The sequence below is a fragment of the Nocardiopsis sp. CA-288880 genome (genome assembly GCF_050955985.1).
Classification (GTDB): Bacteria; Actinomycetota; Actinomycetes; order Streptosporangiales; family Streptosporangiaceae; genus Nocardiopsis; species Nocardiopsis tropica.
Window position 1 is genome coordinate 7,570,102 of record NZ_CP192105.1, and the last position, 18,396, is coordinate 7,588,497.

18 protein-coding genes are annotated in these 18,396 nt (G+C 71.5%); 8 read left to right on the forward strand and 10 right to left on the reverse strand.

Translation table 11 applies throughout. The features are described 5' to 3' along the window. The first annotated feature begins 137 nt into the window (after nucleotides 1–137). The 5 genes from murJ (ACQPYD_RS32825) to ACQPYD_RS32845 all read left to right on the forward strand — a co-directional run bounded on the left by murJ (ACQPYD_RS32825) (nucleotide 138) and on the right by ACQPYD_RS32845 (nucleotide 7,276). Nucleotides 138–1,967, forward strand: a complete 1,830-nt coding sequence (murJ, locus tag ACQPYD_RS32825; RefSeq protein ID WP_433699209.1) for a murein biosynthesis integral membrane protein MurJ — start codon at nucleotides 138–140, stop codon at nucleotides 1,965–1,967. 75 nt (nucleotides 1,968–2,042) lie between these two features. After that, nucleotides 2,043–3,908: a murein biosynthesis integral membrane protein MurJ gene (gene murJ, locus ACQPYD_RS32830; protein WP_433699210.1), complete on the forward strand. Its 1,866-nt coding sequence runs from the start codon at nucleotides 2,043–2,045 to the stop codon at nucleotides 3,906–3,908. Nucleotides 3,909–4,187: 279 nt separating this feature from the next. Continuing rightward, entirely contained in the window at nucleotides 4,188–5,765 is a 1,578-nt protein-coding gene (locus ACQPYD_RS32835) for a discoidin domain-containing protein (protein WP_433699211.1), read from the forward strand. A 24-nt stretch (nucleotides 5,766–5,789) separates the two neighbouring features. Further along, complete coding sequence (sigM, locus tag ACQPYD_RS32840) at nucleotides 5,790–6,416, forward strand: RNA polymerase sigma factor SigM (RefSeq protein ID WP_267947342.1); 627 nt, start codon at nucleotides 5,790–5,792, stop codon at nucleotides 6,414–6,416. Beyond that, the gene (locus tag ACQPYD_RS32845; protein WP_433699212.1) at nucleotides 6,413–7,276 is read left to right on the forward strand and encodes a hypothetical protein; all 864 of its coding nucleotides are present in this window, start codon (nucleotides 6,413–6,415) and stop codon (nucleotides 7,274–7,276) included. The genes sigM and ACQPYD_RS32845 overlap by 4 nt, the downstream gene beginning before the upstream one ends. 91 nt (nucleotides 7,277–7,367) lie before the next feature. Here ACQPYD_RS32845 and ACQPYD_RS32850 read toward each other — a convergent pair whose 3' ends face one another. Both ACQPYD_RS32850 and ACQPYD_RS32855 read right to left on the reverse strand, forming a co-directional pair. Then, the gene (locus ACQPYD_RS32850) at nucleotides 7,368–8,087 is read right to left on the reverse strand and encodes a response regulator (protein ID WP_433699213.1); all 720 of its coding nucleotides are present in this window, start codon (nucleotides 8,085–8,087) and stop codon (nucleotides 7,368–7,370) included. Further along, complete coding sequence (locus tag ACQPYD_RS32855) at nucleotides 8,084–9,250, reverse strand: sensor histidine kinase (protein ID WP_433699214.1); 1,167 nt, start codon at nucleotides 9,248–9,250, stop codon at nucleotides 8,084–8,086. Before ACQPYD_RS32855 ends, ACQPYD_RS32850 begins: the two co-directional genes overlap by 4 nt. A 199-nt stretch (nucleotides 9,251–9,449) precedes the next feature. Between ACQPYD_RS32855 and ACQPYD_RS32860 the strand changes: the two genes are divergently transcribed. The 3 genes from ACQPYD_RS32860 (at nucleotide 9,450) to trxA (ending at nucleotide 11,390) form a co-directional block, all read left to right on the forward strand. Beyond that, nucleotides 9,450–9,884, forward strand: a complete 435-nt coding sequence (locus ACQPYD_RS32860) for a hypothetical protein (RefSeq protein WP_433699215.1) — start codon at nucleotides 9,450–9,452, stop codon at nucleotides 9,882–9,884. A 165-nt stretch (nucleotides 9,885–10,049) separates the two neighbouring features. Next, nucleotides 10,050–10,982 (forward strand): thioredoxin-disulfide reductase, encoded by a 933-nt coding sequence (gene trxB / locus ACQPYD_RS32865; RefSeq protein WP_433699216.1) that lies wholly within the window; start codon nucleotides 10,050–10,052, stop codon nucleotides 10,980–10,982. 84 nt (nucleotides 10,983–11,066) lie between these two features. Next, nucleotides 11,067–11,390, forward strand: coding sequence for a thioredoxin (gene trxA, locus ACQPYD_RS32870; RefSeq protein WP_267947348.1), 324 nt, complete (start codon nucleotides 11,067–11,069; stop codon nucleotides 11,388–11,390). 241 nt (nucleotides 11,391–11,631) lie between these two features. On the opposite strand, the gene ACQPYD_RS32875 is transcribed toward trxA, so the two are convergent. From ACQPYD_RS32875 to rpmH, 8 genes are all read right to left on the reverse strand, one after another. Further along, complete coding sequence (locus ACQPYD_RS32875) at nucleotides 11,632–12,612, reverse strand: ParB/RepB/Spo0J family partition protein (RefSeq protein ID WP_433699217.1); 981 nt, start codon at nucleotides 12,610–12,612, stop codon at nucleotides 11,632–11,634. A gap of 86 nt (nucleotides 12,613–12,698) precedes the next feature. Then, entirely contained in the window at nucleotides 12,699–13,523 is an 825-nt protein-coding gene (locus tag ACQPYD_RS32880; RefSeq protein ID WP_267947350.1) for a ParA family protein, read from the reverse strand. A gap of 158 nt (nucleotides 13,524–13,681) precedes the next feature. Further along, entirely contained in the window at nucleotides 13,682–14,410 is a 729-nt protein-coding gene (rsmG, locus tag ACQPYD_RS32885) for a 16S rRNA (guanine(527)-N(7))-methyltransferase RsmG (RefSeq protein WP_433699218.1), read from the reverse strand. A gap of 563 nt (nucleotides 14,411–14,973) precedes the next feature. Beyond that, complete coding sequence (locus tag ACQPYD_RS32890; RefSeq protein ID WP_267947352.1) at nucleotides 14,974–15,462, reverse strand: protein jag; 489 nt, start codon at nucleotides 15,460–15,462, stop codon at nucleotides 14,974–14,976. 143 nt (nucleotides 15,463–15,605) lie between these two features. Beyond that, a complete protein-coding gene (gene yidC / locus ACQPYD_RS32895; RefSeq protein WP_433699219.1) occupies nucleotides 15,606–16,550 on the reverse strand; it encodes a membrane protein insertase YidC in 945 nt (314 codons plus the stop codon). 28 nt (nucleotides 16,551–16,578) lie between these two features. Next, nucleotides 16,579–16,893, reverse strand: a complete 315-nt coding sequence (gene yidD, locus ACQPYD_RS32900; protein WP_267947354.1) for a membrane protein insertion efficiency factor YidD — start codon at nucleotides 16,891–16,893, stop codon at nucleotides 16,579–16,581. Further along, nucleotides 16,890–17,378, reverse strand: a complete 489-nt coding sequence (rnpA, locus tag ACQPYD_RS32905; RefSeq protein WP_433699220.1) for a ribonuclease P protein component — start codon at nucleotides 17,376–17,378, stop codon at nucleotides 16,890–16,892. Before rnpA ends, yidD begins: the two co-directional genes overlap by 4 nt. Before the next feature lie 96 nt (nucleotides 17,379–17,474). Beyond that, nucleotides 17,475–17,618: a 50S ribosomal protein L34 gene (gene rpmH / locus ACQPYD_RS32910; protein WP_013155858.1), complete on the reverse strand. Its 144-nt coding sequence runs from the start codon at nucleotides 17,616–17,618 to the stop codon at nucleotides 17,475–17,477. Nucleotides 17,619–18,396: the final 778 nt, after the last annotated feature.

An 18,396-nucleotide genomic window follows, 5' to 3' on the forward strand; every position in this document is an offset into this window, starting at 1 on the left:
GCCATGTCGACACACCCGCACATCTCCATGTCGGCACACGCGGCGCCGAGCCGCGTGTCCGGCCCGACCGGACAGGCGCCGGACCACGGCGCCGCGGACGGACCCTTCCAGTCGGACGAAAGGAACCCTGATCCACGGTGGTCACCGACTCTCCGAACGGCGGCGGGAAACACCGCCGTTCCCCCCAGCCCGAAGGCCCCCTCCCGGGTGAGAGCACTCTCCGTCCCAGCGGCGGCCCCATGCCCTCCTTCGAGGAGGGCGAACTGCCCGAGCCCGGCGCCGTCCCGGCCGGGGACGCCGCTTCCGGTTCCGGGGCGGGCGGCTCGGGGGCGGGTTCCGGGTCGGACTCCGGCGGGATGATGCGCTCCAGCATGATCATGGCCGTGGGCACCATGGCCTCCCGCCTCACCGGGTTCGCCCGCACCATCGTGCTCGGCGCCGCCATCGGCACCCACCTCCTCGGTGACGCCTACCACACGGCCCACACGATCCCCTTCATCCTCAACGACCTGCTCATCGGCGGGCTGATGGCCAGCGTCATCATCCCGTTCCTGGTCAAGCGCAGGAAGAACGACGCGGACGGCGGTAAGGCGACCGAGGACCGCCTGTTCACCACCACGGTCCTGGCCCTGTTCCTCCTGACCGCCGCCGCGATCCTGGCGGCCGAGTTCCTCATCTGGATGTACGGGTCCCGGTTCACACCGGTCCAGTTCGAGGCGTCCGTCTACCTGGCGAGGTTCCTGCTCGCGCAGATCTTCTTCGTCGGCCTGAGCGGCCTGCTGAGCGCCATGCTCAACACGCGGGGCAAGTTCGGCGCCGCCGTGTGGGCGCCGGTCCTCAACAACGTCGTCATCATGTCCGTGGCCGCCGTGTTCCTGTGGGTCGCCGGCCCCGGCCGCACCCCCGAGACCGTCACCGACGGCCAGCTCACGCTGCTCGGCGCGGGCACGGCGGGCGGCATGCTGCTCCAGGCGGTCGTGCTGTTCGTCGCCCTCTCCCGGACCGGCTACCGCTGGCGCCCCCGCCTGGACCTGCGCGGCTCCGGCCTCGGCGACGCGCTCCGCACCGCCGGGTGGATGATGCTCTACACCCTGCTCACGCAGGCCGGCCTGTGGATCACCACCAACATCGCCAACGCCGCGAACGTGGCGAGCATCGAGCGGGGCCTCGACGTCGGCGCGGGCATCAGCGCCTACAACCTGGCGTACCAGCTCTTCCAGCTGCCGTACGCGATCATCGCGGTCTCCCTCATCACCGTGCTGCTCCCCCGGATGAGCGCCCACGCCGACGACCGGAACTGGGACGCGGTCCGCGGGGACTTCTCCAGGACCCTGCGGGTCTCCGCGTTCGTCCTGGTGCCGACCGCGTTCGCGGTGGCGATGTTCGCGGAGCCGCTGTCGGTCCTGGCCTTCGCGCGCGGGTCCATCTCGGTCGGCGACGCCTCCAGCATCGGCCAGATCCTCGCCGTCATGTCGCTGGGCCTGGTGCCGTTCACCGTCTTCCAGCTCATGCTGCGGGTGTTCTTCGCCATGGGCGACACCCGGACGCCCGCGATGATCGGGGCGGCCAACCTCGCCGTGCACAGCGGCCTGGCCCTCGTCTCCTACCTGCTGCTTCCGCCGAACCTGGTGGTCGTGGGTGTGGCCTCGGGCTTCATGGTCTCGTTCCTGTCCGGTCTGACCATCGCCGGACTGGTCCTGAGCCGGCGCATCGGCGGACTTGACGGAAAGCACATCATTGGCACAATGTTGCGCCTGCACCTGGCCGTCGTCCCGAGCATCGCGGCGGGCCTCGGTGTGCTCTGGTTCTTCGACGCCTATGTCGGCCCCGGCCTGGCCTCCTACATCGGCGCCCCGGTCACCGGGTGCGTCCTTGGCGCGCTGCTCTTCCTCGGGTTCGCGCGACTGCTGCGCGTGCCGGAACTGAGCGCGGCGGTGGAACTGGTCCGCGGCCGCATGCGTCGTTGATGCCGTAGCGCCCCGGCTCTGATCCCGCCGAAGGTCTCCCCGAAGCGCCCCGACCGAGATAAGGACGTCCCGACGGTGCCCAGCGATCACCCCAGAGAGCAGGACCCCGCACCGAGCGGGGCGCCCGCCGAGGCCAGGACGCGCCATCGCCGCCCCGTGGTGATGCCGGAGGACGTGCTCGACACGTACGAGCGCGACGAGCCGGAGGGCGTGCCCGAGACCGGGCTGCGGACGGTCCGCGATCCGAGCGACATCGGTGACGTGGGCACCGCCGACCGCCTGGAGGACGGCGACGAGATCGGCGGCAGCGCCCACACCGCCCCCGGCAACATCGCCAGGTCCAGCGCGGTCATGGCGCTGGGCACCATCGTCTCCCGCGTGACGGGGTTCGTCCGGACCATCCTCCTGGCGGCGGCGATCGGCACCCAGCTGCTGGGCGACGCCTACCAGACCGCGGGCATGGTCCCGTACATGATCTACGACCTGCTCATCGGCGGGTTGCTGGCCAGCGTGTTCGTGCCGTTCCTGGTCAAGCGGCGCAAGCTCGACCAGGACGGCGGGGACAGGACCGAGCAGCGCCTGGTCACCCTCATGCTGCTGGCGCTGTTCGTGATCACGCTCCTGTCGGTCCTGGTGGCGGAGTGGTTCATCAGGATCTACGCGGGCGAGTTCACGGGGGCGCAGTACGAGGTCTCGGTCGTCATGGCCCGGTACCTGGTGACGCAGATCTTCTTCATCGGGGCGAGCGGCCTGGCCAGCGCGATGCTCAACGCGCGCAACAGGTTCGGCGCCCCGATGTGGGCGCCGGTGCTCAACAACGTCGTCATCATCGGCATCCTCCTGTGGTTCATGGCGGTCGCCGGTCCGGGGCGCACCCCGGAGACCGTCACCCCCGGCGAGCTGATGCTGCTGGGCCTGGGCACGGCCATGGGACAGGTGCTCCAGGCGGCGGTCCTGGTGTGGGCGCTGGCCGCGGCGGGCTTCCGCTGGCGGCCGCGCCTGGACCTGCGCGGCTCGGGCCTGGGCGAGGCGGCCGGCGCCGCCTCGTGGATGATGCTCTACATCGTGGTCGCGCAGCTGGGCGCGCTCGTCTCCACCAACGTGGCCACGCGCGCGGGGACGCGCGCCGCGGAGCTGGGCTTCGACTCCGGGGCGGGCATCACCGCGTACAAGTTCGCGTCGATGCTGTTCCAGCTGCCGTACGCGATCATCGCGGTCTCGGTGATCACCGCCCTGCTGCCGCGGATGAGCGAGCACGTGGCGGCGGGGCGCAAGGACCAGGTGCGCAGCGACTTCTCGCGCGGGTTCCGGCTCTCCTCGGTGCTGATCGTGCCGATCTCGGTCGCGATGATCGTGTTCGCGATCCCGTTCTGCGTGATGATCTACGCGCAGGGCAGCACGACGGCGTCCGACGCCGCGGCGATCGGGCGCATCCTGATGGTCTTCTGCGTGATGCTGATCCCGTTCACGCTGTTCCAGCTCCAGATGCGCGTGTTCTACGCGCTGGGCGACACCCGGACCCCCGCCCTGGTGTCGATCCCCTCCGAGGCCGCCCACGCGGTGACGGCGATCGCCCTGCTGTTCGTGGTGGAGCCCCAGCACGTGGTGGTCTGGCTGCCCGTGCCGTACGGTCTCTACTACATCGTCGGCTCGGCCGTCATGTGGTATCTGCTCCACCGGAAGCTCAACGGCATGGACGGCCGCCGTACCGCGGCGACGCTGTTCAAGCTGCACGTGGCCACGGTCCCCGCCGCGGTCTTCGGGTTGGCGATGATCTACGCCTTCCGGGGCCTGCCGGGTGATCTGTGGCCGGGTCTCGCGGCGATGCTGGCCGGAGGCGCCGTCGGTGCCGTACTGTTCGTGGTTACCGCGAAGTTCCTGAATGTGACCGAAGTCACATCCTTCCTCGATTTGCTCAGAACACGGCTGCGACGCCGCTGATCACCAGGAATGGATGACGTTGGGTAGCCGAGCACCGATACGCCCCGGAAGGTGAATGAGTATCCGATGTCCTCCGAAGATGCTGTTCAGGCGTCCTAGCATGGACACGCATCGCTTTACCGCTACAGCAATGTTCATCCGAGCTGCCCGAAGGGAGGCTGGGGACAGCAGGCAGGGCCGATAACCCCCTCGCGCACACCCCGCACCGCTCCGGTCCCCAGGGACCCGTTGCGGGAGGAGCGCGCGGAGCTCACGGCACTGGCGTCCGTCACTCCCAACATGAGCACCTTCCTGATCGAACCCGGGGCGAAGCTGGCCAACCGGTACCGCCTCGACCAAGTGGTGAGTGAGACCGGCGGGGCCACCCGCTGGAAGGCCACCGACGAGACCCTCGCGCGACCCGTCGCGGTGTGGACCTTCACCGAGGGCTTCCCCCGCACGTCCGAGGTCGTGCGCGCCGCCAGGGCCACGAGCCGCATCCCCGACGCCCGCGTCACCCAGGTCTTCGACGCCGACGACACGACCCCCGTCCCCTACGTCGTCGAGGAGTGGGTCATCGGCTCCTCCCTCGCCGACCTCCTCGCCCAGGGCCCCATGGAGCCCGAGCGCGCCGCGGGCCTGGTCGCCGAGGCCGCCGAGGCCATCGCCGCCGCCCACGCCGGCGGGCTCCACCACCTGTGCCTGACGCCGAGCAAGCTCATGTGGAGCAGCGGCGGGGCCGTCAAGGTGACCGGCATCGGCGTCGACGCCGCGCTGCTGGGCGCCGTCGTGGCCGACCCCGCCGCGGTCGACGCCCAGGGCCTGGGCAACCTGCTGTACGCGGCGCTCACCGGGCACTGGCCCGGCGGGCCGCAGAGCGGCCTTCCCGGAGCCCCCCAGGGCCCCGCGGGCCCCTACCCGCCCGGACAGATCCGCCAGGGCGTCACCGAGCCCCTCAACACCATCACCACGCGCGCGGCGCTGCCCCAGCTCGCGGGCCAGATGGTGCCCGGCCCGCCCATCACCTCGCCCGCGGACTTCTGCGCCGCCATGGCCGAGGTCCCCCGGCTCATCCCGCTCCCCGTCTCCCCCGTGGAGTCCGCGCCCCCCGAGCCCGGGACCTCGCGGCGCACGGGCGAGCTCGACACCACCGGTTCCGGCCCCCGCCGGAGCGCCCGGAGCGGCGGCTCCGCCCGCGGCGCCACCTCGGCCCGCAGCGCCTCCGCCCCCCGTGCGGAGCGCCCCGCCCCCTCCCGCATGGACCAGCGCGCGGCCCGCTCCCAGGCCTCGCCCAAGAGGATCCTCGTCGGCGTCGTCGCGGTCGTGCTGTTCGCCGCCGTGGTCGTGGGCGCCTGGAGCCTCGGCTCCAGCCTCCAGTCCGGCGATGACCCCGCCACCCCCAGCGCCGGATCCGCCGAGGACCCGGCGGACGACGCCGCGGACGCGTCCCCCCTGGAGATCGTCGGCTCGCGCGGCCTCAACCCGCACGGCGACACCGACGAGCACAGCGCCAACGCGCCCCTGGCCTGGGACGGCGACCCCTCGACCGCCTGGAACACCCAGGGCTACAGGGACCCGCTGGACATGATCAAGCCCGGCGTCGGCCTCCAGCTCGAACTCGGCGCGAGCCACGAGATCCACGCGGTGGACCTCGACATGGCCGGCGACGGGTACGAGTTCGAGATCCGGGTCGGCGACGCGAACGGGAGCTCCGAGAACGACTACGAGGTGGTCGGCAGCGGCAGCGGGACCTCCCAGGAGGTCGTCCTCGACGAGCCCGTCACCGGTCAGTACGTCCTGGTCTGGTTCACGGCCCTGCCCCAGAACGGTGGGGACTACCGTGGGAGCGTCAACGAGGTAGAGGTACGCGGAACCTAGTAGTGGGATATGTGATCAGCGCTGATGGACGCGGTCCACGAGCTTCCTGACCGGGAGCTGTTGACGAGGCACGCTCAGGGTGACGAACAGGCGTTCGGGGTACTGGTTCGCCGCCACCGTGAGCGCCTCTGGGCTGTCGCGGTGCGGATGATGGGCGACCCCGAGGAGGCGTCGGACGCCCTCCAGGACGCCTTCCTGTCGGCGTTCCGCGCCGCCGAGCGGTTCCGCGGGGAGTCCCAGGTGACCACCTGGCTGCACCGGATCGTGGTCAACGCCTGCCACGACCGGCTGCGCCGGCGCAAGGTGCGGCCCGCCACCCCCACCGAGGACGCCACCCTGGACGTGGTCGCCAACGAGCGGCTGGGCCGCGCCGGGGGCGCCCCGGACCACGCCTCGCAGACCGAGGCCCGCCTCGACGTGCACGCCGCCCTGGACCTGCTGCCGCTGGACCAGCGGATGGCGCTGACCCTCGTGGACATGCTCGGCTACCGGGTGGAGGAGGCGGCCCAGATCCTCGACGTGGCGACCGGCACGGTCAAGAGCCGGTGTGCCCGGGGTCGCGCCAAACTTCTTCCGTCACTGGCCCATCTGAGGAACCCCCGGGATCCGCGAGACGTCACATCTGGGAGAGGAGGTGCCAACCCATCGTGACGTCCCATCCAGACGTGGAGGCACTCGCCTTCTTCGCCGAGGAGCTCCTGGAGCCCGGCGAGGAACGTACCGTCGCATCCCACATCGAGACCTGCGCGACCTGCGCGACCACCCTGGAGGAGCTCACGGGGGTCACGGAGGCGCTGGCCGCCGCACCCGCTCCCGAGATGCCCCGGGACGTCGCCGACCTCCTCGACCTGCGCGTCGCCGAAGCGGCGCGCGAGCGGACGGAGAACGGCGTCGCGCCGGGGCCCGCCGCCGTGCCCGCCGCCTCCGGCCCGCCCGCCGGGGTGACACCGATCCCGCGCCGCCGACGCGGTTTCGGCGGCGCCGGGCTGCCCCGGCTGATGATGGTGGCCGCCGCGGCGGCGGTCGTCGCCGGCGGTGGCGCGGCCCTGTTCAACGGCCTGGCCCCGCAGGAGGAGACCGGCGTCGCCGCGCCCCTCCTGCAGGACGGACAGGAGGAGGCCGCGCCGGACACCGCCCAGGCCTACACGCCCCAGGTGGTGCGGAGCGGCACCGTCTACACCGGCGGCGGCCTGGCGGAGCAGGCCGCCCGGACCCTCGACCTCTCCCCCGTGGGGGCCGCGCAGGAGGACGGCGCCGAGCCCCTGGCCGCGGAGGAGAGCCCTCCGCCCGGGGTGGTGGAGTGCGCGGGACGCCTCGGCGAGGCGCTCGACACCCGTTTCAGCCTGGTCGACGACGCCCACTACGGCGACGGGACGACCCCGGCGTGGGCCATGTTCGCCCTCGACGGCGACGAGTACGACGTGTACGTGGTCGATCCGCTCTGCGCGCAGGGCGGGGACGCCGAGGGCAGCGTGATCACCCAGGATCGCGTGCCCGAGCCCGGCCGCTGAGCGGGCACGGCGGCCTCGGGGTCCGCGCGCCGGGCGCGGAGAGGGCGGACGGGACCGCGGAGGTCGACATGTCGGCCCCGCCCGCGCCCCGTCACCCGCCCGGACTGACCAGGCCCGTCTCGTAGGCGATGACCACGAGGCCCACCCTGTCCCTGGCGCCGAGCTTGGACAGGACGCGGCCCACATGCGTGCGGGCCGTGGCGGGGCTCAGGTGGAGCTCCGCGCCGATCTCCTGGTTGGACAGCCCGCGCCCGACCAGGGCCAGCACGTCGCGCTCCCGGGCGGTCAGCACGTCCAGGCGGCGGGCCGCCTCCGGGGGGACCGAGGTGTCGGCCACCCTCTCGATCACCCTGCGCGTGACCGCGGGGGACAGCAGCGCCTCCCCCGCGGCGACGGTCCGCACCGCCGCGCGCAGCTCGCCGGGTTCCGCGTCCTTCAGGAGGAACCCCGAGGCGCCCAGCCGCAGAGCCGTGAACACGTTGTCGTCCTCCCCGAACGTGGTGAGGACCACCACCCGGGGGCCGCCGGACGCGGCAGCCGCGCCGGCCTCCCCCGCACGCTCCGGCCCCGGGGCCCGTGTCGACCTGTCGACCTGTCGACGCCCCAGCTCGCGCAGGACCGCGAGTCCGTCCAGCGCGGGCATCTGGAGGTCGAGCAGGACCACGTCGGGACGGTACCTGCCGATGTCGGCGAGGGCCTCCCGGCCGTTCCCCGACTCCGCCACCACCTCGATCCCCCCGTCGCGCTCCAGGAGCGCGCGCACACCCGTGCGGACGAGCGGCTGGTCGTCCACCAGCAGGACCCGGATCACCGGTCCCCTCCGAGGGGCAGCCGCGCGTGCACCGTGAACCCTGCGCCCGGCCCGGGACCCGCCTCCACCGATCCCCCCACCAGGCGTACGCGTTCGCGCATGCCCGCGAGCCCGCTCCCGGGGGCGGCCCCGGACCCGCCGCCCGCGGCGGACCGGCCTTGTCGTCCGTCGTCGGTCACCCGCACCTCCAGGACACCGTCCCTCCTCGTGAAGACCACCCGGGCCCGGTCGGCCCGGGCGTGCCTGAGCGTGTTGGTCAGCGCCTCCTGCACGATCCTGTAGGCGGTCGCGTCCACCATCCCCGGTATCTCCCCGGCCCCGGGCCTCCCCTCCACCTCGACCGCCACACCCGCCGCCCGGACCGAGTCCGCGAGTTCGTCCAGGTGCGCGAGCGAGGAGGTCCGTTCGCCGCCCGGATCGGCGTCGCGCAGGGCGCGCACGGTGGAGCGCAGCTCGCTCAGGCCCGCCCGGGACGCCTGGATGACGTGCACGAGCTCCGCGCGCGCAGACTCCGCGTCCGCGGGGTCGTCCTCCAGCGCCTCGGCCGCCACCGCCGCGTGCAGGGACACCACCGACAGATGGTGCCCCACCGCGTCGTGCAGGTCGCGCGCGATCCGCGTACGCTCCAGCGCCAACCGCTCGGCCGCCTCGGACTCTCGCGCCTGCGCGTCCAGGAGGGCGGCCCTCTCCCGCTGGCGGCCGGCCTGGCGCCGCTGCCACTGCGCGCTGCCCAGGGCGATGGCCGCGCCCATGATCGCCGCCGTGGAGGGCAGCTCGTACCCCAGGAGGTAGGCGGGGTCCTGTCCCCCGCCCAGCCGGGCGAACGTGGAGACCGCCACGAGCGACGCCGCCGTGCCCGCCGACCACGCCGTCCGGCCGGCCTCCGCCGCGGAGTACAGGGCCGCGGCGGCGGGGACCGCGAGGCCGATGGTCGGCAGGTCGATCACGTAGTTGGCGACGATGAGCACCGCCGTCGCCAGGAGCACCCCCACCGGCCACCGCCGCCGCGCCGTCATGAGGCCGCCGAGCACCGCGGCCATCGTGTAGCCGAGGGCGAGGTTCCCCCTGTCGCTGACGTCGGATCCGACCGCGATCGCCACCACGGCGAAGACGGCGAACCCGAACAGCGCGTCGACGACGACGTCCTGGCGGTCGCTGGGCATGCGGTGATTCTACGGACCGGCCCCCCGGCGGGCGCGGGACCGGGGGCGCTCGCCGCTACGCGCCGCGACGTACACCGACCGGTCGGGACCGCGTACCGGGACGCGGTCCGCGCCGGACGCGCGAGGGGGCCGGCGGCCCCTACCGTCGGGGCTCTCCGTCCCCGGCGCGCCGAGCGCGCCACGACCCCGCGAGGCGCCCGTGAACCAGCCGCAGCCCCCGTCCGCCGGACCGTTCTCCGGTGTCCCGTGGTCGCTCGTCCTGGGCCTCGGGGCCCTGGCGCTGATCCGGCCCCTGCTGGGCGTCTCGGGCGTCACGGAGGCGATCGACTGGAGGCCGTACCTCCCGCTGGGGACGACCCTCATGATCACGGTCGCGTGGGTGGCCGCGGTCGTGGTCGCCCGTGTCCCCCGGCCGCTCCTCACCCTCGTGTACGCGGGCCTGGCCCACGCCGTGTTCTCGACCGTGCTGGGCGCAGTGCTCCCGCCGATCGTGCGGGGCGGTCCCCGGGGTCCGCTCGACGATCCGCTCGCGCTCGTCCCCGTCCTCGCCGCGGACGCCCTGTGGGGGCTCCTGGCGGGGGCGCTCGCCGTGGCGGTCCGGGCGGCGCTGGAGGGCCGCCGACGGGGCCCCTGAGCGGCGGACCCGGGCCGCGGACCCCCGCGACGCATACCCCGCCCCCGTAGGCTGGGCGGATGTCCCAGGGGGAATGCCCTGCGCCTACCATCGGTTGTGCTAACCATCTTCCCCTGAGGTCACGACGCGTGGCCAGGGCAGCGACTGTGTGAAGGGCCTACGAGCGTGAGTGACGTCCGCAATGTCATCATCATCGGTTCCGGACCGGCGGGTTACACCGCTGCCGTGTACGCCGCCCGAGCCGAGCTGCGCCCGCTGGTGTTCGAGGGTTCGATCACCGCCGGCGGCGCCCTCATGAACACGACCGAGGTCGAGAACTTCCCCGGCTTCCCCGACGGCATCATGGGTCCGGACCTCATGGACAACCTGCGCAAGCAGGCCGAGCGCTTCGGAGCCGAGCTGGTCCCCGAGGACGTCACCTCCGTGAACCTGGACAAGCCGGTCAAGGAGGTCGTCGCGGGCGGGGAGACCTTCCTCGCGCACACGGTCATCCTCGCCACCGGGTCCGGCTACCGCGAGCTGGGCGTGCCCGGCGAGAAGGAGCTCTCCGGACGGGGCACCTCCTGGTGCGCCACCTGCGACGGCTTCTTCTTCCGCGACCAGGACATCGCGGTGGTCGGCGGCGGCGACACCGCCATGGAGGAGGCCCTCTTCCTCACCCGCTTCGCCTCGTCGGTGACCGTCATCCACCGCCGCGAGGAGCTGCGCGCGAGCCGCATCATGGTCGAGCGCGCCGAGGCCAACGAGAAGATCCGCTTCCTCTGGAACTCCGAGGTCACCGAGGTGCTCGGCACGGAGCGCGTCACCGGCCTGCGGGTCCTGAACAACAAGTCCGGCGAGACGAGCACGCTCGACGTGACCGGCCTGTTCGTCGCCATCGGCCACGACCCGCGGGTCGAGCTGTTCGACAAGCAGATCGAGCTGGACGCGGAGGGCTACGTCAAGGTGGACTTCCCGTCCACGCGGACCACGCTGGAGGGCGTGTTCGCCTGCGGCGACGTCGTCGACCACCAGTACCGCCAGGCGATCACGGCCGCCGGCACCGGCTGCTCCGCCGCCCTGGACGCCGAGCGCTTCCTCGCGGCGCGGGGCAACTGACGCCTCCGTCCTCCCACGGGCCCGCCCGAGAGGGCCCGCCTCCCTCCCCCCTGCCATCCGCCACCAGGTGAACCAAGGAGAACCATGTCCACTGTCAAGCACGTCACGGACGCCAACTTCAAGGAAGAGGTCCTCGCCAGCGGCAAGCCCGTCCTGGTGGACTTCTGGGCCGACTGGTGCGGTCCGTGCAAGCAGATGGCCCCGGTCCTGGACAAGCTGGCGGCGGAGTACGGCGACAAGATCGAGATCGTCAAGCTCAACACCGACCAGAACCCCGAGACGCCGCGCGCCTACAACGTCATGTCGCTGCCGACGATGAACCTCTACAAGGACGGCGAGGTCGTCAAGCAGCTCATCGGCGCCAAGCCGAAGCGCGTCCTGGAGAAGGAGCTCGCCGACTTCCTGTAACGGGACGCGGGCGACACCAGAGGCGACGAGAGGCCCCCAGGTCCACCCTGGGGGCCTCTCGCGCGTCCTGGGGCCCAGGACCCGGGGTGCGCCCCTCCCGGGGGCGCCACGACGACCTCTGACGGCTTCGCACCGACGGTGCGCGTTTCACGTGAAACACGCACCGTCGCCCCGGAGGTCGGACGGGTCGGAGGCGGTGTTTCACGTGAAACACCGCCTCCGACCATCACCCCGGGGACGCTCAGGGGTTCTGCACGTCCATCTGCTCGATGATGCGGGCCAGATCCTCCGGTGTCGCGAACTCCACCACGATCTTGCCCTTCTTGCGGCCCATCTGGACCTTGACCGTGGTGTCGAAGCGGTCGGAGAGGCGCGTGGCCCACTCGTCCACCTGGGGCGGGGTGGCGATCCGCTCCGCGGCCCTCCGGGGCCGGTCGTCGTCCGGCGCCTCCCGGAGCGAGACCATCTCCTCCAGGGAGCGGACCGAGATCCCCTCCTGGACGACGCGGGCCGCGAGCCGGTCCTGGAGCTCGGGGTCCTCCAGCCCCAACAGCGCCCGCGCGTGTCCGGCGCTGAGCACCCCGGCGGCCACGCGCGTCTGCACCTTGCCGGGGAGGTTCAGCAGGCGCAGGGTGTTGGTGATGTGCGAGCGCGACTTGCCGACCTGGTGGGCCAGCTCCGCCTGGGTGGTGCCGAAGTCGTCCAGCATCTGCTGGTACGCGGCCGCCTCCTCGAGGGGGTTGAGCTGCTGCCGGTGGAGGTTCTCCAGGAGCGCCTCACGGAGCAGTTCGTCGTCGTCCGTCCTGCGGACGATCGCCGGGATGCGCTCCAGCCCCGCGAGCTTGCTCGCCCGGAACCGCCGCTCCCCCATGATGAGCTCGAAGCCGACCTCCGCCCCGACCGGCAGCTTGCGCACGACCACCGGCTGGAGCAGGCCGACCTCGACGATCGACTCCCGCAGCTCCTCCAGTGCCTCGTCGTCGAAGTACTTCCGGGGCTGACGGGGGTTGGGCCGTACGTCGGAGAGCTTGACCTCCTCCAGGTACGTACCGTCCGGCATCTCGGCCGGGCCGGGCGCCGCTGTCGTGTCACGCACCTCCACCGGCTCCGGCGCGGGCGGCGGTGCCGTCTCCCGCTCTCTCTCCGCCGGGGCGGGGGCGGGCGGCCCCTGCGGGATCAGCGCCCCCAGTCCCTTGCCCAGACCGCGCCGCTGCTGGCTCACCGGCAACTCCCTCCACACTCCTTGTGAACTTTCCGCCCGGCCCCACCGGGCGGGCGGAGACCGTGTTTCACGTGAAACATCCGGCGTCAGCCGGCGATCGCCCGCGCCCGGTGGGCGATCTCGCGAGCCGCCTCCAGGTAGGCCACCGCCCCGGTCGACGCCGGGTCGTAGGTCATCACCGACTGGCCGTAGCTCGGCGCCTCGGACACGCGCACGCTCCTGGGGATCAGGGTGTCCAGGACGGTCTCCTTGAAGTGCGAGCGCACCTCGTCGGCGACCTGCTGCGAGAGGCGGGTCCGGCCGTCGTACATCGTCAGCAGGATGGTGCTGACCGCCAGCCCCGGGTTGAGGTGGGACTGGACGAGCTCCACGTTGCGGAGCAGCTGCCCCAGACCCTCCAGGGCGTAGTACTCGCACTGGATCGGGATCATCACCTCGTCGCACGCCACCATCGCGTTGACCGTGAGGAGGCCGAGCGACGGAGGGCAGTCGATGAGGATGTAGTCCAGGTCCGACGTGTCGTACGCGGCGAAGGCACGCTTGAGCCGGGCCTCGCGCGCGACGAGGGAGACCAGTTCGATCTCCGCTCCCGCCAGGTCGATGGTGGCCGGGGCGCACCACAGGTTCGGGATGTCCGGGACCGGCTGGGCCAGTTTGCGGATCTCCTCGTCCTCGACCAGGCAGTGGTAGATGGAGCGGGTCTGCGTGTCGCGCTCCATGCCGAGGGCCGTGGAGGCGTTGCCCTGGGGGTCGAGGTCGACCACGAGGACCCGCTGCCCGTGCATCGCCAGGGCAGCGGCGATGTTCACCGTCGTGGTCGTCTTGCCGACGCCGCCCTTCTGGTTGGCGACGCCGATCACCCGGCAGGCCGCCGGGCGGGGCCAGACCTCGTCGTGCCCGCGAACCGCCATGGCCGCGTGGGCCGCTCGGGCGAGGGGGGTGTCGGGGACGCCGTAGTTGGATCCGGCCGGTGTTTCACGTGAATCACCGAGCAGGTCTCCATAGGCGCCCGGGGATGTTTCACGTGAAACATCGGCGTTGTCGGCTGGATTCTGGGGCACGAATGAGTTCACCTCTTCCGTCCGCGCTTCTTCTTGCCGCCCCGCGCCTTCTGGGAACCTGCTGACGCGGGCGGACCACCGTCGGATGTCACCGTGACGCGAACGACCGTGGTAGCGGGATCGACTTTACCCCGCCCCACCCTGATCACATCGCTAACGCTCGGCCGCATTTGGGAAACGTCTTCGCGGCCGGCGGCCAGCTCGGCCTCCGCCTGCTCCCCCTTCAGGGCCAGCAGGCTGCCGCCCTTGCGCAGGAGCGGCAGGGCCCAGCCGGCGAGCCGGGGCAGGGGCGCGACGGCACGGGCCGTCACGAAGTCGGTCAGCAGCTGCCCGTGGGCCTCTTCCGCCCGCCCCCGGCGCACCACCACGTTGGACAGCTCCAGGATCTCGACCGCCTCGTCGAGGAAGACCGTCCGGCGCAGCAGCGGCTCCAGGAGGACCATGCGGATGTCGGGGCGCATCAGTCCGAGCACCAGCCCCGGGAGGCCGGCGCCCGAGCCGATGTCCACGACCTCGGCGCCCTCGGGGATCAGTTCCTCCACGACGGCGCAGTTGATGAGGTGGCGTTCCCAGAGGCGGGGCACCTCCCGCGGGCCGATCAGACCGCGACGCACCCCGTCGTCGGCGAGTAGTTCGGCGTAGCGCCGCGCCTTCGGCAGGGAGTCACCGAAGACCGCCTCCGCCTGTGCCGGAGGGGCGGGTGGCGCGGCACCCGGCTCCTCAACATCCGAGGTCATCGGTCACCACCTGTCGGAACTCGTCCATCGTCACTTCCATGCTCGGTCCGCCGCACCCGGGACTCCGCGCGCGGCGCGGCATCGGTCGGCGAGGGGGATGCGCGCTGCGGATCACGGTTCCGCGCGCGTGAGAAAAGATCCTCCATGATCCTACGTGCGGGCGGCACCAGGGTTTCACGTGACGCCCTCCCCGAGGGCGTGTCGCGGTGTGCCCTCACTCTCCCGAAAGCCTCCCGGGGGAAGTGTTTCACGTGAAACGCTCCCCCACCCCGCTCCCTGTCCCGCGGCGTTTCACGTGAAACATCGACACGGCGACATGCCGACCCCGGCCCGTCGATGTGTCGACATACCCGCTCGCCCGACCGGGCCCCTCCCGGTCGCCCCCTGCGGTCCGGTGCCGCGCAAGGCGACCGAAGGCCTCTCTCGGCGGGCGCCCCCGCCCCCGGGGCGGCCTCTCCCGGGGCGCCCGCCCGCCGCACGCGGGAGGCGGACACAGGAGGCGGACACAGAGAAGGGGTGTCGGTGTTTCACGTGAAACACCGACACCCCCGGGGGTGATCGTCCTACGAGGCGGGATGCACCACGACGTAGCGGTTGGGCTCCTCGCCCTCCGACTCGCTGCGCAGGCCCGCGGCGGCCACCGCGTCGTGGACGACCTTGCGCTCGAACGGGGTCATCGGCTCCAGCGGGTGGATCTCGCCGGACTCCTTGACCTTGTCGGCGGCCTCGGTCCCGATCTGGAAGAGCACCTTGCGGCGGCCCTCGCGGTAGCCGCCGATGTCCAGCATCAGCCGGCTGCGCTCGCCCGTCGCCCGGTGGACGGCCAGACGGGTCAGCTCCTGGAGTGCCTCCAGCACCTCGCCGTCCTCACCGATCAGCTCGTCGAGGGTGGCCCCCACGACGGAGACCATCGCACGGTCGCCCTCGACGTCCATGTCGATGTCGCCGTCGAAGTCCCCGATGTCGAGGAGTCCCTCGATGTAGTCCGCGGCGATGTCGCCCTCGTTCTCCAGGGCCTCGACGTCGACTCCGGCCTCAGGCGCCTCAGCCACCGCTACTCCACCGTTCTCTTCCTCGCTACTGCCCACAGCGATCCCGTCTCCTCATCCATCACGCCCTGGCCGTCGTACGCCTCAGGGGCATTGTCGCCTGCGCACTCGAAAGTCCCCGCAACCGACGCGAAGCCGGGAGGCCCCTACTGGGAACCGCCACCGGAGCGCTTGGAGCGCGGCTGCTTCTTCGGCTGCTTGCGTTCGATCTTAGGCTGTTCCTTCGGCTCAGGAGCGGATTCGGCAGCCTTCTTTCGACCCAGCATGCCCTTGGCGGAACCGCTCGGGGAGGCGCCGCCCTTGGCCTTGTCGTCGGCCTGACCGGGAACGGGCTGGTTCCGGTAGAGGAAGTGCTGCTGGACCATCGTCCAGACGTTGGAGGTCACCCAGTAGACGAGCACGCCCACGGGCATCGCCAGACCGAAGAGCCCGAAGAGGGGCGCCATGTACATCATGATCTTCTGGGTCTGCATCATGGGGTTGTCAGGCATCTGCGAGATGCTGCGCTTCATGCTCTGACGCATCGTGAGGAAGGTCGTGGTCCCCATGACCACGCAGGCGATCGCGATGATGACCTTGGCCATGATCGGGTCGGTGGCGCCGAGTGCCGTCAGCTCCTCGGGGGAGCTGTTGAACTGCGCGGCGACCGGAGCCGCGAAGATGAGCGCCTGGCGCGCGCTCTCCACGAGCTCCGGCGTGAAGTTGTACTGGGGGTTGCCCTCGGCGACGCTCCGCAGGACGCTGAAGAGCGCGAAGAAGACCGGCATCTGCAGGAGGAGCGGGAGGCAACCCATGATCGGGTTGGTGCCGCTCTCCTGGTACAGCTTCATGGACTCCTGCTGGAGCCGCTGCTGGTCGTGCTTGTAGCGCTCCCGCAGCTTCATGATCTTCGGCTGGATGTCCTGCATCTTCCGCTGCGTGTTCATCTGCTTGACGAACAGCGGGACGAGCAGGAGCCGCATGAGCACGGTGAGCAGCACGATGGACAGGCCCCAGGCCCAACCGCTGTCTGTGTCGAGGCCGATGAAGGTCAGACCCGCGTGGATCTGGACCAAGATCCAGCCGACGATGTTGTAAAGCCAGTCCAGCACCGGCCAACTCCTATTTGCTTCGGTTCAGCTACTGGTCCCCGGAAGCGGTTCCGGCGTGACCGGCCTCGCCCGTAGACTCCTCGGACTCCTCGTTCCGGCGCCCCCTGGGCGGCGGAACCGGATCAAGACCCCCCGGGTTGAAGGGGTGGCAACGGCCGATACGCCTGATCGCCAACCACGACCCGTAGAGGGCTCCGTGCACCCGCAGCGCCTGGACGGCGTACGTGCTGCACGAAGGGTAGAAACGGCAGACCGGGGGGAAGAGCGGGCTGATGAAGCGTTGGTAGCCCCGGATGGGCAGGATCAGCACACGCGCGAACGCCGTCGGTCTGTGCTCGGTCATCGGCTCGCCCACCGTTCTCCGCCCTCGTCCGGGCGGCGGTTCCCCGCTGTTTCGCTCTTCGCCTGGTCCGCCTCGGGCGGCCGGGTTCCCCCGCGACCGCGCCGGCGACGCGACGACGGTCCGCGGGGGCGCACCACCGCGGCGATCGCGCTGTCGAGTTGCGCGGCCAGGTCCTCCTGCCGCAGGGAGGCGGCGGCGGGCTTGGCACGCACTACCAGCAGGCTACCGTTTGGCAGAACAGCCAAGAGGGGCCGCATGGCATGGCGGAGCCGGCGCTGGACGCGCTTGCGCACCACCGCTCCCCCGACCGCCTTGCTGACGACGAATCCGACGCGCGGCGGGTCCGCGGGAACCGCCGGGTCGGCGGTTCCGGGCGGGGACGCGAGGTAGACGACGCCCACGGCGTCGCGCGACGAGCGCCTGCCGGAGCGCATGACGGAGGCGAACTCGGCACTGTGGCGCATCCGGTTCCTCGGCGACAGCATCCGCGCTCCTCCGGTGTCGGGACTTCTCCCCACGAAAAAGGGACCGGCCGGCGAGAAGGCCGGACCGGTCCCTGAGAACTTGGGGCTGAGCGTGGCCTAGTGGCTCACGGTCAGCGCCGCGCGCCCCTTGCGGCGCCGCGAGGCGATGATGGCGCGACCGGCGCGCGTACGCATGCGCAGCCGGAAGCCGTGGACCTTCGCGCGACGCCGGTTGTTCGGCTGGTACGTACGCTTGCTCACTACTGGCTCCAGGGGCGTGTCAGGAAAGTACTACGACGGACCCCCAGGATATGCGGGGTCCCAGGGTGCATGAACCGCAGCCGCGCAACCGTGACGACACGTGCGCAGGCAGGATGGTCGGCATAAGCATAAAGAAGATACGACCTGGTGTGGTCGCGGTCAAATCAGACCCGTCCGCGGCGGCGCCGGCCCGGCCTCCGGGGCCGCCCGGGCCCCGGGCCCCTCCGGCGCCGGGACCCACCAGCCTGTGGACAACTTGTTGTCCACAGGTCCGTGCGACTTCCACGCCCGCCCACTCCTGTGGATAACCTCAGCCTGTGGATAACTTCTGACGCCACCGCCCCGCTCCACTCGCAGCCCACGACCCCTCCCGCCCACACACGCACTGACCTGCGAATTGTGGACAACTCTGCACTGTGCACAGAGATCTGCCATCCTGTGGATAAACCTGTGGACAACTTGTGGACAACGCCCTGGATCTGTGGATACCCCGCCGCGCCCGCATACGCGGCCGATCTCGGGCAGTGAGGTTATCCACAGGATCAAACCGCACCGAAACGCCCACCCGGCCGCGTTCCCCTGCCCCGGCACTGTCCCGGGGGGAGGACAATGGGAAGCCGCTCCCCGAGGCCTCCGGCTCCCGCGGCGCATGACCGACGACACTCCGCGGGCTCCCCGTCCCCCGTCCCCTCCTGCTCCACCCGCAACGCACAGATCCGCACCGAAGGGACAGCACCCATGGCAGGTCACCTTGGCTGACGCACAGGTCAACCTCGCA

What these genes read in the sequence shown, in the direction of transcription:
- ACQPYD_RS32835 (WP_433699211.1), top strand. Translation starts at nt 4,188, where the DNA reads ATGAGCACCTTCCTGATCGAACCCGGGGCGAAGCTGGCCAACCGGTAC.
- sigM (WP_267947342.1), top strand. Translation starts at nt 5,790, where the DNA reads ATGGACGCGGTCCACGAGCTTCCTGACCGGGAGCTGTTGACGAGGCAC.
- ACQPYD_RS32855 (WP_433699214.1), bottom strand. Translation starts at nt 9,250, where the DNA reads ATGCCCAGCGACCGCCAGGACGTCGTCGTCGACGCGCTGTTCGGGTTC.
- trxA (WP_267947348.1), top strand. Translation starts at nt 11,067, where the DNA reads ATGTCCACTGTCAAGCACGTCACGGACGCCAACTTCAAGGAAGAGGTC.
- ACQPYD_RS32880 (WP_267947350.1), bottom strand. Translation starts at nt 13,523, where the DNA reads ATGGCGGTTCGCGGGCACGACGAGGTCTGGCCCCGCCCGGCGGCCTGC.
- rsmG (WP_433699218.1), bottom strand. Translation starts at nt 14,410, where the DNA reads ATGACCTCGGATGTTGAGGAGCCGGGTGCCGCGCCACCCGCCCCTCCG.
- yidD (WP_267947354.1), bottom strand. Translation starts at nt 16,893, where the DNA reads ATGACCGAGCACAGACCGACGGCGTTCGCGCGTGTGCTGATCCTGCCC.
- rnpA (WP_433699220.1), bottom strand. Translation starts at nt 17,378, where the DNA reads ATGCTGTCGCCGAGGAACCGGATGCGCCACAGTGCCGAGTTCGCCTCC.